This window comes from Streptomyces atroolivaceus, from assembly GCF_000717025.1.
Taxonomy (GTDB): Bacteria; Actinomycetota; Actinomycetes; order Streptomycetales; family Streptomycetaceae; genus Streptomyces; species Streptomyces atroolivaceus.
Genome location: NZ_JNXG01000006.1, coordinates 244,030 through 259,850 on the forward strand (window position 1 = coordinate 244,030; position 15,821 = coordinate 259,850).

The window sequence follows — 15,821 nt, forward strand, 5'->3', positions numbered from 1 at the left end:
TTGACACCGGGGTAACACTCTCGCAATATGATCAGTACACCAATGATTGACGTACTGATCATTCGGGCGGCGCTTCTCGTCGCCTTCCATCGGTGTCCTCCACTTCCCTGCCAAGGAGGCCATATGTCCGAGACCCCTGTTCCACTCCGCATCGCCGTAGTCGGCGGCGGTATCGGCGGTCTGGCCGCAGCCCTGTCCATCGCCCGCGCCGGTCACCACGTGACCCTGGTGGAACGCGCCGCCCGGTTCGGGGAGATCGGAGCCGGCCTACAGCTCGCCCCGAACGCTTCACAGGCGCTCGAAGAGCTGGGGGTGCTCGATGCGGTCCAGCGCACCGCGGTCGCCCCGCCCCGGCTCGTGATGATGGACGCCCTCAGCGGAGATCAGGTCACCTCTCTCGATCTCCGCAGCCCGGCTTACACCGAGCGCTTCAGCCATCCCTACCTGGTCACGCACCGCACGGACCTGCATGCCGCGCTCCTCGCCGCCTGCCAGGAACACCCCGCCATCACGCTGCGCACCGGGCACACCGTTACGCACGCCGAACAGGACGACTCCGCGGTCCACCTGCATTTCGCCGAGACTGCGACGGAGTTGACGGCCGACGCGGTCGTGGCGGCGGACGGTCTGCACTCGCGGCTGCGCCAGGCCCTGGTCGGTGACGGCGAACCTGTCTGCTCGCGCTACGTGGCGTTCCGCGGAGCCCTTCCCGCGGACAGGATGACCGGCCGGATGTCCCAGCACGCCGCGTCGGACGCGGTGATGGTCTGGGCCGGGCCGCGCATGCACCTGGTGCAGTACCCGGTACGTCGCGGCGAGCTCTACAACCAGGTCGCGGTGTTCGAGAGCGACCACTACACACCGGACTCGGACGCCTGGGGCACCGAGGCCGAGCTCGAGGAACGCTTCGCGGGAACCTGCCAGGCCGTGCGCGACGCCCTACCCCTGATAGCGCGGGACCGGCGCTGGCCTCTGTTCGACCGTCTCCCCGTCGACAACTGGGTACACGGCCGGATCGCACTGCTCGGTGACGCCGCGCACCCGATGCTGCAGTACCTGGCCCAAGGCGCCTGTCAGGCTCTGGAGGACGCTGTCGCCCTCGGAGGGGCTCTCGGCCGGTTCACCGACCCTGCCGACGCTTTCACGGCGTACGCCGATCAGCGCCGCGAGCGCGCGGCCCTCATCCAGACCAACGCCCGCCGCTTCGGCGAGATCTGCCACCTGGAGGGAATGGGGGCCACCCTGCGCAACCTGCTCTTCGCGTCACGTGAGCCCGAGGACTTCGACGACGTCTCCTGGGTGTGGACGCCGTTCCCGGCCAGCGTCCCCATCCCGTGATCCAGCAACCGCAGGAGGACACCATGACGACCGACGCACTCGCTTACCAGGCCCTGCCGGGCCTGGGGGCGGCTCCGCTCTGGCGCTTCTACGGGAACCTGTTCCCCGCTCAGCCGAAGAGCCGTGCCGTTCCCTACCGCTGGAGCTGGCAGGAACTGCGCCCCCTCCTGCTGCACTTCTCCCGGACCCTCTCGCTGGAAGAGGCCGAACGCCGGGTCCTCATGCTCGTCAATCCCGGTCTGACCGATCCCCCGGCAACTGTCAACACGCTTTACGCCGGACTGCAGGTCATCCTGCCCGGCGAGACCGCGCAGGCCCACCGGCACACATCCAACGCCTTCCGCTACATCCTGGAGGGCAGCGGCGCGTGGACGACGGTCAACGGGGAGCGTGTCTTCATGGCTCCGGGTGATCTGCTGCTCACCCCGGGATGGCACTGGCACGACCACACCCACGAGGGCGACGCGCCGATGATCTGGCTCGACGCTCTCGACTACCCACTGGTCAACGCCCTGGAGGCCGGCTTCTACGAGAAGTTCCACCAGCGCCTCCAGCCCGTCACGCGAGCGGACGACGCGGGCAGCAGGCAGTTCCTCCACGGGAGGCTCAATCCCGTCTGGCTCTCGCAGGACGGGCCCCACTCCCCCGTGACCCGCTACACCTGGCAGGAGACCCAGCGGTCACTGGAGGGCATCGCCGACACCGCCGAGGGAAGCGATGTCGACGGCATCGTCCTGGAGTACACCAACCCGTGGACGGGCGGCCCGGTCATGCCCACCATCGGCTGCCGCGTCCAGCGTCTGCGCCCCGGCTTCCAGGGAGCCGGCCGCCGGCACACGGCCTCCACCGTCTTCAACGTCGTCCGCGGTGAGGGCGCCACGATCGTGGACGGCGTACGGCTGGAGTGGGCCGAACACGACACCTTCGCCGTGCCCGGATGGGCTTCCTACCGTCATCTGAACGCCTCCGCCTCCGACGACGCGGTCCTGTTCTCCTACAGCGACGAGCCCGCCATGCGCTCCCTCGGCCTCTACCGCACCGAAGACGCCGATCCCGGCGCCTGATCTCCCCCACCCGACACTCCACAAGGAGGCCACGATGCGTCTGGCCCTGTTCAACATGGGACGCCTCGGAATCGTCGACGGCGACGACCTCGTCGACGTGACCGAACAACTCACCGGAACCGACACCCCGAGTGCGGCCGGTGCGCTGCACCAGCACATCGAGACCGTCGCACGCGACGGAGCCGTACAGGTCGACCTCACCGGCTGCGCTCGCGTTCCGCTCGACGAAGCGGCCCTCGAAGCCCCCCTGCCCCGGCCCGGAAAGGTCGTCGGCGCACCGGTCAACTACCTCGACCACAAAGCTGAGATGGCCTACACCACCTCGGTCGCCGACCTCGGGGTCTTCCTCAAGGCCAACTCCTCGGTCATCGGTCCGGGCCAGGACATCGTCCTGCCCTACACCGACAAGCGCACCGACCAGGAAGGCGAGCTCGGCGTCGTCATCGGGCGCACCGCCAGTCACGTCGACGCGAAGGACGCACTGGATCACGTCTTCGGTTACACCTGCGTGCTGGACATCACCGTGCGCTCCGGTGAGGACCGCTCCACACGCAAGTCGTTCGACACGTTCACACCGATCGGGCCCTGGATCGTCACCGCAGACGAGATCCCGGACCCCGACTCCCTCGACCTGCGCTGTGATGTCGGTGGCACCACCCGGCAGCGCACCAACACGGCCGATCTGATCTTCGGGGTCGCGGAGCTGATCGCCTACACCTCGTCCGTCATGACACTCCACCCCGGCGACGTGATCGCGACAGGCACGCCCGCTGGAGTGGGACCGCTCAGCCACGGGGATCGCGTCGTCCTGGAGATCGACCGGGTGGGCCGTCTCGAAGTGGGCGTCGACGGCTCCCGGGCCACCCCGTACGAGCAGCGCCCCGGACGACGGGACCGCTGACCGAAGGTCGCACACAGGTGGTGCCGCGCACTCCTAGACTCCCTCCAGACCGGCTGTCTCTCGGCCGGCACCACCTAGACGACGGACGGAGGGAGCACCCGTGGCGCGCGCACTGGAGCTGCCCAACTACATCGGCCATCTGATCCGGCGAGCGGAACAGGTGCACACGGCTCTCTGGGCCCAGCACGTGTCCCGGGAGATCACCTCCCAGAAGTTCGCCATCCTCAACGCGCTGAGCCGGGACCCCGGCGTGGACCAGCGGACTCTCGCACGCTTCACCTCGCTGGACCGCTCCACGGTCAACCTGATGATCCGCCGCCTGACCGACCAGGCGCTCGTGAGCCAAGTACGCGACGAAGACGACCGTAGGCGAACCCTGCTGAGTCTCACCGACGAGGGGGCCGCGCTGCTCGATTCCCTGATCGCTCCGGCAGAGCGGATCAACGAACTACTTCTCAGATCACTTCCCGAGGGTGAACGGGCGATAGCCGTTGACATCCTCAGCAGACTTGCCTCGCTGGATGAGGAGTCGCTCCGCGGCGGAGCCTGAGACCTGACAGGGCGTCCTTCGGAAGAGACCCGCCCAGTGCTCGGACTTCACCCTTCGTGTGAGGAACAGAGCCCGTCGGACGACCGCACCACGGGCGAAGAAGGTGTCACACATTGACATACGACCGCCTCGAGACCGCTTCCCCGCCGAGCCGACGGCCCAGGAAGCCTGCACCAGCGGCTGGCACGGGCCCCGTCATCGGCCGCGCCCTGCAGATCCTCGGCGCCTTCACCGCCGAGCATCCGTACCTGTCACTGAGCGACCTGGCCCGGCGAGCGAACCTGCCCGTGTCGACCGTCCACCGCATGCTGGGGGAGCTCCTGGCCTGGGGAGCCCTGGAGCGGGACGCGCAGGGACGCTACCGAGTCGGACTGCGGCTGTGGGAGATCGGATCCCTCGCGCCCCGCAGCCAGGGGATACGCGAGCTCGCGCTGCCGCACCTGCACGACCTCTCCGCCCTCACCCGCGAGAACGTACAACTCGCGGTCCGGGACGAGTCGGAGGTCGTCTTCGTGGAGCGCATCGGCGCCGACGGCGCCGTGCCCACTCTGACACGGGTGGGAGGACGGCTCGCCCTCACTGCCACAGGCGCAGGACTCGTACTGCTCGCCCACGCCCCGGCCCAGGTACAGGACGAAGCGATGGCCCGGCCGATCCAGCGGCATACCCCGTACACCCTGACCAACCATGTCCAGCTCAGAAGAGTTCTCGCCCAGATACGCGTGTGCGGATACGCAGTGAGTGACCGGCAACTGTCCGCGGACACACTGTCGGTCGCGGCCCCCGTCACCACCGCAGACGGAGAGGTGGCAGCAGCCGTTTCCGTCGTCGTCCGGCACGGATCCACGCGTGTGGGACCTCTCGCAGATCTGGTCCGCTCCGCAGGCCGAGCTATATCGCGGGCTCTTCACACGCCCGTCGCCTGAGACGCTCCCTCCCGCAACAATTACCTTCCCGCCATCCGGAAAGACACCTGTCCGCCGAACCCCGCTGCTCTCAATATGACTGCACCGACAGCCGAACCGGCCGGACGTCACACGGCGCTCCGGGGTTCAGTCGGCAACCGCAGTCGACAACGGAGTGCTGCCATGTACATGCCCCTCGCATACCCCACCCAGCAGCGAGTCGTCCGATGAGCGCCCGCCTCGAGCGGGCCCTGGACGACGGGCCCATGAGCCGTTTCCAGTGGAGTGCGATCGCCATATGCGTACTTCTCAACACCCTCGACGGCTTCGATGTCCTCGTCATGTCCTTCACCGGAAAGACGATCTCCGGCGAATGGCATCTCGACTCCGGCACCCTCGGGCTTCTGCTCAGCAGCGGCCTGGCAGGCATGGCCCTGGGAGCACTATGTGTCGCACCCTGGGCCGACCGGGTCGGCAGGAGGCCCGTCATCCTGGCAGGTCTGGCCATCGCAGCAGGTGGCATGATGCTTTCGTCGACCAGCCAGAACTGGCAACAGCTCGGCGCACTTCGCCTCCTGACCGGCGTCGGCATCGGCGCGGTGCTGGCCTGTAGCAACGTCATCGCCGGGGAGTTCGCCTCACGCCGCTGGCGCGGTATGGCCGTCAGCCTCAACTCCACCGGGTACGCCGTGGGCGCAACGGTCGGCGGCATCTCGTCGGTCACGCTCATCGACCATCACGGATGGCGGTCGGTGTTCCTGGTCGGCGGATTGGCCACCCTGGCTGTTATTCCGCTCGCCTACTGGCTCCTGCCGGAGTCCCTCGACTTCCTCATCGCCAGAAAGCCCAAGAACGCCCTGCACAGGGTCAACGCCCTGGCCCGTCGCATGCGACAGCCTGAACTCACTTCACTCCCCGACACGGGCGACACGGGGCACTCCGCCACAATTGGATTCCGTAGCCTCCTCGCGCCGGACCTGCGGCGCCCCACTCTGGTGCTGTGGGGAGCGTTCTTCCTGGTCATGGCTGCCTTCTACTTCGTCACGAGCTGGACGCCAACCCTGCTGGTGGAAGCCGGCATGTCGTCGAAGCAGAGCCTGACCGGGGGCACGCTCCTCAACCTGGGCGGCATCTTCGGCACCGCTCTCCTGGGTGCACTGGCCGCGCGCTACGCGCTCGTCAGCGTGCTGCGCACCTACCTCTTCGTGGCCGCCGCACTGGTCGTAGCGTTCGCGGCCTCCACCAACACCCTCGTTCTGGCTTTCTGTGTCGGCGCGGTCATCGGTGTCGCCGCGAACGGGTGCGTCGCCGGCCTCTACGCACTGACACCGAACATCTACCCGACCGAACTGCGCGCCACAGGCGTGGGAGCGGCCATCAGCGTCGGCCGGGTAGGCGCCATCATCGCCCCTTCAGCGGCAGGCTGGCTGTTGGACGCGGACTGGACACCGCTGGCGCTTTACGTAGCAACGGGAGTCGTATTCGCCGCTGCGGGGTTGCTCCTGTTTGCCATGCGTACCACTCAGCAGGCATCCGACGCCCGGACTCTGCATTCCCGTATCCGCGACGACGACCGCTTGCTCGCATGACGGCCGCCGCCCGCTGAGGTCCCTGACAGCTCGCCGAGCCCTGCCGGCCGTCGAGGCGGATGAGCAGGGGCGCGCCAGCCGCTCCGGTCGGGCGAGGTCGGCATCGATGACGGCCTCGGCACCGGAACCTCCAGTCGGTTCACGGACGGCTCTGACCATGCGTTGCAGTAGTTCCCGCAGCCGGCGCTGATCGTCTGCGGCGAGCCCATCGTCGACGGGGTGCACGACCGGTGCGGCGGCACTTGTCTGGGGATGTTCCCCCGTTGGTACAGGTACGAATGAAGGCACGTGAGGCACGGTGTCCATCTGGGCTCCCACGTCGTCAGCGCGGGCAGAGCGGTGCCTACAGGCGCTCGTGTTACTAAAACAGCCACCACCTGATCAGATCCGGACATTTGTGAAGGCTTTATGTAGTGCGTGAGCGTTCATTGAGATGATGTCAGGGCCTCGTCATGTTCGTTCGTCGGGCGGGGGTTTCAAGGCTGTCGCGGGTCGGCTGCCGCCGCGATGGGGCGTACGAGGGGCGGGCCTTGGCTGCGGCGGTGGTTGTCGGTGCTGGCGCGGGGCGTCTTGTACGACCGCGGCACGGGCGGTTTCCGGGGGCCTTCGGTCCCCGCCGTCGTGCTGCGGATTCGGAGGGGGTACTTCGTCGTGTCTTCGAGATCCCAGTTACGTTCTCCCCGTGTTCCCTGGCGGCGCCGCACGGCGGTGGCCGCCGCGTTGGCGCTGGCCGTGAGCGGTCTGGGCGCCGTGGCGGCCACGCCGGCCGCCGCGGTCCCCCCGACCGTGGTCGCCACCGTGCCGACCGGGGCAAGCCCGCAGGAAGTGGCCGTGGCGCCGGACGGCGATCACGTCTACGTCAGCAACGGCAGCGGTCCCAACGGCTTCCCCGCCGGGGAGACCGTCACCGTCCTGAACACGTCCAGCAACACCGTCGGGGCTACCATCACGGTCGGCAACAATCCGGCCGGGATCGCCGTCACCCCCGACAGCGCGCGCCTGTACGTCGCCAACCGCGACAGCGCCACGGTCAGTGTCGTGGACACCGCCACCAATACGGTGACGGCCACCATCGGCGGGTTCAACGACCCGACAGGGGTCGCGGTCGACGCAGCGGGCAGCCGGGTCTACGTCTCCGACTCCGCCTACCCCAACGGGTCGGTTCGTGTCATCGACACCGCCAGCAACACGGTCGTCGCGTCGGTCGCCGTCGGCCCGTTCCCGCAGGATGTCGCTCTCAGCCCGGACGGATCGCGCGCCTACGCCACCAACCACGGCAACAACACGCTGAGCGTCATCGACACCGCCGCTCTCACCGTGAGTGCCACCGTGGCGCTGAGCGACCAGCCGTTCGCGGTCGCGGTCAACCCCGTGACCGGGACGGCCTACGTCAACCACTCCAACGACAACTTTCTGTCCGTTGTGGACCCGACCACGCTCGCCGTAACCACGACGATCACCGTCGCAGGAAATCCGATCGGCGCCGCATTCAGCCCCGACGGCGCGACCGCATACGTGACCAGCTACTCCAGCAACTCCCTGGCGGTGATCAACACCGCGACCAACACCGTCACCGAGAACGCTCCCCTCGGCAGCGGCCCCTACGGTGTCGGAGTGAGCCCGGACGGCACCCTCGTCTACGTCGCCAACAACGGCAGCGCCACCCTCGACGTCCTTCAAGTCGCGACGACCACGCCCGCACCGGCCGTTACCGCGATCAGCCCGGCCTCGGGTCCGACCGCGGGCGGCACCGCCGTGACGATCACCGGCACCGACCTGGCCGACGCCACCTCCGTCACTTTCGGCGGCACCCCCGCCACCGGCGTCAGCTGCGTGGCAACCTCCTGCACCGCCACGTCCCCCGCCCATGCCGCCGGGACCGTCGACGTCCAGGTGACAACCCCCGGCGGGACCAGCGCGACCACGCCGGCCGACCGGTACACCTACCTGGTTCCGCCCGCGGACATCGACGTCAACCTCACCGCGCAGCCGCACCTGGGCCTCCTGGTGCCTTACCTGTCCTACACCCTCACCGCCCACAACACCGGCCCCGGCGCCGTCACCTCCGCGACCTTGACCGCGAAGCTCCCGCCGGGCGCGACTGCCACCAACCTGTCCGCCGGGTGCACCGTCGCCGCCACCACGGTGACCTGCGCCTATGGCGCCATCACCGACGGTGCCAGCGCGCACAAGACGTTCCGTGTTCCCCTGCACCTGCTCGCCTTCGGCCAAGTCAAGGTCACCGGCACCCGTACCGTCTCCGCTCCCACCGACCCCAACTCCGCCAACGACACCGCGACTGCCACCTGCACCGCCATCTCCATCATCCTGGTCACCTGCCCCTGACCCATCCGGCGCGCGCCGGTGCGCCACGCACCACCGCTGCCCTCCACCGACTCCAACAGGCCGGAGGAGGGCAGCGGCTTGAGCGAAGCGTGCAACTGCGCGCCGTCCTGGAGGCTCGCGCCTCCAGCGGCAACGCGAGCCGCAGCCGCCGTGTAGTGGAAGTCCGGAAAAGGATCGAGCCTTCTCGCTGACGCGCTACCGAGGTGGATCGGTGTCGTAGTCGTTCCGGGCCTGCTCGACCTTGTCCAGGTTGCGCGGGTCCCGTCTCGTACGGTCTGATGGCGCGGCTGCCCACCGTACGCAACGGATCTCACCGAACCCGGCGGTGCCGCCGGTGCGGAAAGATCTGAGCCATACCGGAAGTCAGGCCGCGACGAGCTCCTGCTCGCGGTCCGGCGTCTTGAGCTTGGGCTTCTTGTTCGGCAGCGAGAGCCGGAAGACCTTGTGCCACGCGGAGACCACCTGCTTGGGCAGCGGCCCGGTGACGTACTCCAGCTCGTACTTCTCGAACAGCGCGCGCACCTTCACCGCGACCTCGGCGTACCGGTTGCTCGGCAGGTCCGGGAACAGGTGGTGCTCGATCTGGTGTGACAGGTTGCCGGTCATGAAGTGCATGGCCCTGCTGCCGCTGATGTTCGCCGAGCCCATCATCTGGCGCAGGTACCACTGGCCGCGCGTCTCGCCCTTGATCGACCGGCGCTCGAAGACCTGCACGCCCTCGGGGAAGTGCCCGCACATGATCACCGAGTGGGACCAGATGTTGCGGACCAGGTTCGCGGTGAACGTGGCGGCGAGCGTGGGGAGGAACGACGGGCCCGACAGCAGCGGGTGGATCACGTAGTCCTTGAGCACCTGCTTGCGGATCTTGCGGCCCACGGCCCTGGCCCGCGCGCGGAACTCCGGGTTCTCGCGGCGGCGCTTGTGCAGGTTCTTGCCGAGCTCCAGGTCGTACGCTGCGATGCCGTACTCGAAGAAGCAGGCGTTGATGAAGTTCCACAGCGGCTGGCCGAGGTGCAACGGGTGCCACTTCTGGTCCTCGTCGACGCGCATGATGCCGTAGCCGAGGTCGTTGTCCTTGCCGATCACGTTGGTGTACGTGTGGTGCAGCTCGTTGTGCGAGTGCTTCCACTGCTCGGACGGCGAGACGTGATCCCATTCCCAGGTGGTGGAGTGAATCCTCGGGTCTCGCATCCAGTCCCACTGGCCGTGCAGGACGTTGTGGCCGATCTCCATGTTGTCCATGATCTTCGCCACGGACAGACCGGCGGTGCCGAGCAGCCAAGCGGGCGGGAAGATCGAGAACAGCAGCACGCCCCTGCTGACCAGCTCGAGCTTGCGCTGCGCCGAGATGACCTTACGGATGTAGGCGGCGTCCTTCTCGCCGCGGCTGGCGATCACCTCGTCGCGGATCGCGTCCAGCTCGCGGCCAAGCTCCTCGATCTGCTCCGCGGTCAGGTGGGCGGTGGGGTCGATGGCGGTCAAAGTGCTCCTACCGTTCGATGTCGCATGGGCCCGCCGCGGCGGACACGCAGGTCTGGATGAGGACGCCCGGCTCGGCCTCGGTGATCTCGCCGGTGCGCAGGTCGCGGACGGCGCCCGCCTTGAGGGGCGTGATGCAGCCGAAGCAGATGCCCATGCGGCACCCGGAGGGCATGAGCACGCCGGCCTCCTCGCCGATGTCCAGCAACGGCGTGGCGCCGTCCGCGTCGACGGTCTTGCCGGTGGCGCTGAACGTGACCTCGCCGCCGTCGCCGGCGATGACGATGCTGGGGCGGAAGCGTTCGGTGTGCAGGCGCTCATGTACGCCGTGCTCGGCCCAGTGCTCTTCGGCGGCGTCGAGCAGGCCCGCAGGCCCGCAGGCCCAGGTCTCGCGTTCGGCCCAGTCGGGCACGAGTTCGTCGAGACGGGCGATGTCGAGAATGCCGTCCGTGTCGGTGTGCACCTCGGTGAGCCGCAGCTTCCTGTCCGCGACCAGTTCGTGCAGTTCGTTGCGGAAGATCACGTCTTGCGGCTGTGGCGCGCAGTGGACCATGACGACGTCGTCGAACTCGATGTCGCGCAGCATGCCCATCACGGGTGTGATGCCGCTGCCGGCCGTCAGGTAGAGCACCTTGGCGGGCTTGGCCTGCGGCAGCACGAAGTCACCGGCCGGCTGGTCGAGCTGGATCAGCGTGCCCGGTTTCGCACTGCGGACCAGGTGGTTGCTGACCTTGCCGTCCGGGATCGCCTTCACTGTGATCGCGACGCGGCCGTCCCGGCGGTTTGTCGGCGAGGTGATGGAGTAGGCACGCCACAGGCGCACCCCGTCGACGTCTACCCCGATCCGCACGTACTGACCGGCTGTGTGGCCGCGCCAGCCCCGTCCCGGCTTGATCACGATAGTCGCGGCGTCACCCGTCTCGGGGTGCACGGCTTCGATGCGCCCACGCAGGTCAGCGCCCGCACGCAGCGGGCTGACCAGGTCGAGGTAGTCCGACGGCAGTAGCGGCGTCGTGACCATCTCCAGCAGTTTCCAAGCCCTGCTGCGGAGGGCTGCACTCGTCATGACTCCAGCTTGCTGCGCCTCAAGGCGTAAAGTCCTGACCGCAGGATGTAAATCTGGTCGACTGAATTGTTCGCAGGGAACAAAAACGTGAGCCATGCAATCCGGAGGGCCAGCGAACTGGCCCTCAATGAGACGACGGTCACCGCACTTCGGGCCGCGCTGAAGACCACCGCCGACGAGGTCGTCCAGGCGATAATCGATGAGGTCCCTCCCTACGCCAACGCCCTTTCGGGCCACATGGGCGCCACCATCCGCCGAGCCGTCCGCACCGCCCTGGGGCACTACCTGGACCTCGCGAGCGGGAACGCCACGGGCGGCGACGCCGGTGACGCAGCCTACGAGCTGGGCCGCGGCGAGGTGCGCGACGGCCGTTCGATGGACGCCCTGCTCAGCGCCTACCGCGTCGGCGCCCGCGTGGCCTGGCGATGCCTGGCAGCGGGTGCCGTACCCGCAGGTCTGCCCGCCGCCGAGGTGGCCAAGTTCGCCGAGCTGACCTTCGCCTACATCGACGAGCTCTCCGCCGCGAGCGCCGCGGGCCACGCCGACGAACTGGCCGCCCGGGGCAGGGCCCACGAACGCCATCTGGAACACCTGGCCCGCGACCTCCTCGCCGGTGCGAGCCCGGACGTGCTGCTGGCCTCTGTTCAACGGGCCGGATGGCAGCCTCCGGTCTCACTGACCGCGGTCCTGCTGCCCGCCGCCCAGGCCCGGCCGGCCTACCGGGCGCTCGACCCGAGCACCCTCGTCCTCGACGATCTGCCGGACGCCACCGGTGTGCTGCTCGTCCCCGATGCCGACCGATCACATCTCCTGCGGCAGCTGACCGACCGCATCGCCGTGGTCGGCCCGGCCCGGCCATGGACTCGTGCGTCCGCCTCGTACGCACGAGCCATGCGCGCGCGCTCCCTCTCCTCCGATATTCGCGACACCGAGGACCACCTGCCCGAGCTGGTCCTGAGCGCCGACGTGGAAGCGTTCGCAGACCTGCGTGCCCGAGCCCTGGCTCCGTTGCGGACCTTGCCTGTTGCGACCGCACGGCGGCTGGAGGAGACGTTGCGGGCGTGGCTGCTGCACCAGGGCAGGCGGGACGAGGTGGCGGCGGCGTTGTTCGTCCATCCCCAGACGGTCCGGTACCGGATGTCACAGCTGCGTGAGCTGTTTCCGGATCTCGCATCGCCACACCAGGCCCTCGAACTGACGCTGGCGGTCGGTCTTCGGGTCAGCTGACGCGTATGTCGACCGTCCACGGCCGCGTCCGCGAGCGGTCCAGGAATCGTGCCTCGTTCGGTGCCATCAGTTGGCTCATGCCGTCCGGGAAGAGCGGTATCAGCCAGCACGGACCAGGGGCCCATGTGAAGACCAGACGAGGCCTCGGGAAGCCCGTCGGGGGCGCTGTCTCTGAGAAGCGCGGTGGCGGATGCGGCTCGACTGGATCCGGTGGACGATGCGCACCGGCCCGCTCGTCGACGCGCGCATCGAGCATCCGGTCGGCTATCTGGGCCTCCGTGTGCTGGAAGACGGCTTTCATGTCGTCGTGGCGGGCGCCGTCTGGCGCGAGCTGACCCACGGGCCCGCGGCGGGCTGCAGCTGGGTGACCGGCGGGGCGGCCAGTCCGGGGCACCAGGGGCGGGGCGGGCCGCTCGCGCCGGGGACCATCGTGGTTCTGCGACGGCCCCGCGCCTCCTTCCGACAGACCAACCGGACGACCGACCGGCCAGGCCTGGCACCCCGCGCGAGGGATGATGGGGATGGAATGACGGAACGTGAGTCAGGAGATTCCATGGCAAAGCGGGTTCACCGCCCTCGTGAGGACGCGGAGTTCGATTTCATCCTCGGGATGAGCGGAGTTCCGGTCCTCGCGTACTTCACCGGGACCTGGCCCAACGCGATCGAGCCCTGCCGGGTGATGGACCTCGTCGTGGGCAGCATCGCCGACGACTACACGGGCCGCCTGACGGCCGTCCGCGCCGACATCACGCGTTGTCCGGCCGCAACCGAGCGATACGGGATCACCGGAGCCCCGGCCTACGTCCTGCTGAAGGAGGGAGAGGCGGTGGCGCACGGCACGGGGCCCATGACCACAACCGAAGTACGGAAGGTCCTGGACGGCCACCTCTGAGCGGCCGCTGCGGCTCGTGGCCGCGACGCCCGTTACGCCTCGCCCATAGGAGCTGCGCCGCCTGAGACGCCTTGGGGCTGAGACACCTCCACAGGTCACATGACGCCGTCCAGGACGAGGCCGTCCGGTAGCTGTGCTGCGGCGACCAAGTCGGGGGAAGCGGTCCTGGATCAGCGCCCCGCGCCGGGTCTTCAACTGCACCGGATCGCCCGCCCGGGGCGGGGTGCAGAGCGGCCCCGGAAGCCGTCGGACTTGGACTGGACCACCATCCGGCCGGGGGCGAGGGTCCGCACATCACACAGGTCAGAGGCCATGTTCCGGCGACTGTTGTCGCCATTCTCTGTCGTCGCACCCAACAGCTGTCGCGCGCGTGTGCGCCGGTGCTCAGCTGTCCGCGGGCCTGCTCAACGCTCCGGCCGTGATCGTGGAACGGACCGGCCCTCTCTCATGCGCAGGATCAAGGTGACCACGTCCTCCGAGCGGGTTCCGGGAGTCAGGACTTCCTGCAAGAGGAGGCCGCGAATCGCGGCAACGGTGACGGTGGCCACATCCCGCGCTTCCCTCGTGTCGAGCCCTTCGCGTTCCGCGAGTGAGGACAGCATCACGGTCAGGTCGCCGATCGACTCCACGAACTCACGGAAGTCCTCGGGGCCGTACGCGGCCAGTCCGACGACGTAGAAGAAGCCGCGGGCACGGGACAGCTGCTCCGGCCGGGTGTAAGTACGCCAGATCGCCACAACGAAATCGTCGAAGGTGCCCTGCTGGGCGGCCTCCAGAAGTGCCTCGTTGTCACGGGAACGCTGCGTCTTGAGCATGGCGGCCAAGACGCCCGAGAGTGACCCGAAGTGGTATCGCAACAGGGCGTGGCTGGTCTCGATCCGGGCGGCGATCTCACGGAGCGACATCTCCGGCGGGGGAAGGGCCTCGCCGAAGGCGTCGAGAAGCCGTGCCAGGAGTCGCTCGCGCGCGCTGCCCTTGCGTTCCGAGGTTGACAAGGATCACTCCCACAGTTTATCCATTGGAAAAGAAGGATGGGCGGTTCCGTGTTGCTTCGCACATGGTCGCAGTCAGCTCGCAACGGCGGAGGATCGACTATGGGACCTGCTCATGTGGTCGGCGCGGCGGTCATCGACGGATCGGGGCGCGATCCCAGCAACCTCGACATCACTGTCGAGAACGGCCGCATCACCCAACTCGGTGCCTCCAGCGCGCCCGGCGAGCGTCTCGATGCCGAGGGATTGACGATGACGCCCGGCCTGATCGACGCTCACGTCCACCTGGGCCTGCGGCCCAGGGCCGTCGCGGCAAAGAACTCAGTCTGCGCGCAGCCCTCGAGACGCCGATGGAAGCGCTCGTGGCGGCGACCCGGAACAACGTCGAGATGCTCGGCCTGTCCGGCCAGGTGGGTGTCATCCCCCCGGGCGCGCAGGCAGACCTCGTCATTTGGAACGGCAACCCGCTCGAAGACCCGGAACTGTTCTCCGACCCCACCGACGCCGTCCTCGTAATCCAGGCTGGCCAAATCGTAAAGGACCTCAGATGAGCACCATGTGGCAGGGCTGCCTCGCCCACACCGACTACTTCGAGATGCGCTCCAGCGGTGGGCACGACTACGGCGTCTGGGTCACCACGCCACCGCGCTACGACCCTGCCGTGGCGCAAGCACCTGTCGTGTACGTGCTCGACGGCAACTGGGCCGTGGGCCTGACCGCCCCACTCATCGTCACGCAACTGGACCCCATGCAGTCGATTCAGCCCTACGTCCAAGTCAGCGTGGGTTACGCGGGCGAGGAAGCAGAGCACTGGGAGCGGTTGCGCAACCGCGACCTCGTGCCCCCCGGCGAACCCATCGCGAAGGAGTACGTCGATGCGGTGGAGATGGGGATCGAAGCGGGCACGATGACTCGCGAGCAAGCCGACGCCTACCTCGCTGAACTGAGCGACAGCCGCGGGGATATGTTCCTGAACTTCCTTACCGAGGACCTGCACCCGCGGATCGAACGCGACTACGGCACAGCCCCGAGCGGCCACGGCCTCTTCGGCTATTCCTACGGCGGACTCTTCAGTCTCTACGCCTGGCTCACCAACAGCACCTTCTTCGAGAGCATCGGCGCGGGCAGCCCTGGCATCGTCAATGCAGACAGTCAGGTCTTCGCTCGTCTTCAGGCAATGGGTGACACCCTGCCTGCTACCAAGCTTCACGTGACCTTCAACGACCGAGAGATACTCGGAGACGTGGCGGTCTACCAGAATCTTGCGAAGAACGCGGCCACGTTCCTTCACCGCCTCACCTCACGAGGCGGATCCGTCACCAGCGCACTCATGCACGAAACCCACGTGACTGGGCTGCAGGCATCGTTCCTCAGCTACCTCAGGACCTGCCGTGCCCAGTAAGCCAGGACGTCGCGGCTCTGCCTGAACGCCGCGCCGGGCGGCGGCGCTCCCGGCCAGTGCCGCCGCCCCG

Annotated in this window: 14 protein-coding genes; 11 read left to right on the forward strand and 3 right to left on the reverse strand. The window is 68.2% G+C overall.

The features are described from left to right. The first annotated feature begins 123 nt into the window (after positions 1 to 123). The 7 genes from OO67_RS15730 to OO67_RS15760 all read left to right on the forward strand — a co-directional run bounded on the left by OO67_RS15730 (position 124) and on the right by OO67_RS15760 (position 8,693). Complete coding sequence (locus OO67_RS15730) at positions 124 to 1,338, forward strand: FAD-dependent monooxygenase (RefSeq protein WP_033300665.1); 1,215 nt, start codon at positions 124 to 126, stop codon at positions 1,336 to 1,338. A gap of 23 nt (positions 1,339 to 1,361) precedes the next feature. Beyond that, complete coding sequence (locus tag OO67_RS15735) at positions 1,362 to 2,402, forward strand: cupin domain-containing protein (RefSeq protein ID WP_033300814.1); 1,041 nt, start codon at positions 1,362 to 1,364, stop codon at positions 2,400 to 2,402. A gap of 34 nt (positions 2,403 to 2,436) precedes the next feature. Further along, the gene (locus OO67_RS15740; protein ID WP_033300667.1) at positions 2,437 to 3,303 is read left to right on the forward strand and encodes a fumarylacetoacetate hydrolase family protein; all 867 of its coding nucleotides are present in this window, start codon (positions 2,437 to 2,439) and stop codon (positions 3,301 to 3,303) included. 100 nt (positions 3,304 to 3,403) lie between these two features. Then, on the forward strand, positions 3,404 to 3,853 hold the full coding sequence (locus tag OO67_RS15745) for a MarR family winged helix-turn-helix transcriptional regulator (RefSeq protein ID WP_033300668.1): 450 nt from the start codon (positions 3,404 to 3,406) through the stop codon (positions 3,851 to 3,853). Between the two features lie 113 nt (positions 3,854 to 3,966). Continuing rightward, complete coding sequence (locus OO67_RS15750) at positions 3,967 to 4,779, forward strand: IclR family transcriptional regulator (protein WP_078597941.1); 813 nt, start codon at positions 3,967 to 3,969, stop codon at positions 4,777 to 4,779. 206 nt (positions 4,780 to 4,985) lie between these two features. After that, positions 4,986 to 6,347, forward strand: a complete 1,362-nt coding sequence (locus OO67_RS15755) for an MFS transporter (RefSeq protein WP_051709444.1) — start codon at positions 4,986 to 4,988, stop codon at positions 6,345 to 6,347. A gap of 651 nt (positions 6,348 to 6,998) precedes the next feature. Continuing rightward, on the forward strand, positions 6,999 to 8,693 hold the full coding sequence (locus OO67_RS15760) for an IPT/TIG domain-containing protein (RefSeq protein WP_033300820.1): 1,695 nt from the start codon (positions 6,999 to 7,001) through the stop codon (positions 8,691 to 8,693). Positions 8,694 to 9,056: 363 nt separating this feature from the next. Here OO67_RS15760 and OO67_RS15765 read toward each other — a convergent pair whose 3' ends face one another. Together OO67_RS15765 and OO67_RS15770 are read right to left on the reverse strand one after the other, a co-directional pair. Next, on the reverse strand, positions 9,057 to 10,175 hold the full coding sequence (locus tag OO67_RS15765; RefSeq protein WP_033300670.1) for a fatty acid desaturase family protein: 1,119 nt from the start codon (positions 10,173 to 10,175) through the stop codon (positions 9,057 to 9,059). Positions 10,176 to 10,182: 7 nt separating this feature from the next. Beyond that, the gene (locus OO67_RS15770) at positions 10,183 to 11,238 is read right to left on the reverse strand and encodes a ferredoxin reductase (RefSeq protein ID WP_033300672.1); all 1,056 of its coding nucleotides are present in this window, start codon (positions 11,236 to 11,238) and stop codon (positions 10,183 to 10,185) included. Positions 11,239 to 11,325: 87 nt separating this feature from the next. Here OO67_RS15770 and OO67_RS15775 point away from each other — a divergent pair, with 87 nt between their 5' ends. After that, positions 11,326 to 12,465: a PucR family transcriptional regulator gene (locus tag OO67_RS15775; protein WP_033300674.1), complete on the forward strand. Its 1,140-nt coding sequence runs from the start codon at positions 11,326 to 11,328 to the stop codon at positions 12,463 to 12,465. A gap of 553 nt (positions 12,466 to 13,018) precedes the next feature. Then, positions 13,019 to 13,357 (forward strand): thioredoxin family protein, encoded by a 339-nt coding sequence (locus OO67_RS15780; protein ID WP_033300822.1) that lies wholly within the window; start codon positions 13,019 to 13,021, stop codon positions 13,355 to 13,357. A gap of 404 nt (positions 13,358 to 13,761) precedes the next feature. Here the strand turns inward: OO67_RS15780 and OO67_RS15785 are convergent, their stop codons facing one another. Further along, positions 13,762 to 14,352 carry a TetR/AcrR family transcriptional regulator gene (locus tag OO67_RS15785; RefSeq protein WP_033300676.1) on the reverse strand — a complete coding sequence of 197 codons (591 nt, stop codon included), beginning with the start codon at positions 14,350 to 14,352 and terminating at the stop codon, positions 13,762 to 13,764. 347 nt (positions 14,353 to 14,699) lie between these two features. Here OO67_RS15785 and OO67_RS39815 point away from each other — a divergent pair, with 347 nt between their 5' ends. Both OO67_RS39815 and OO67_RS15795 read left to right on the forward strand, forming a co-directional pair. Further along, the gene (locus tag OO67_RS39815; RefSeq protein WP_033300677.1) at positions 14,700 to 14,900 is read left to right on the forward strand and encodes an amidohydrolase family protein; all 201 of its coding nucleotides are present in this window, start codon (positions 14,700 to 14,702) and stop codon (positions 14,898 to 14,900) included. After that, positions 14,897 to 15,751, forward strand: coding sequence for an alpha/beta hydrolase (locus OO67_RS15795; RefSeq protein WP_033300679.1), 855 nt, complete (start codon positions 14,897 to 14,899; stop codon positions 15,749 to 15,751). The genes OO67_RS39815 and OO67_RS15795 overlap by 4 nt, the downstream gene beginning before the upstream one ends. Positions 15,752 to 15,821: the final 70 nt, after the last annotated feature.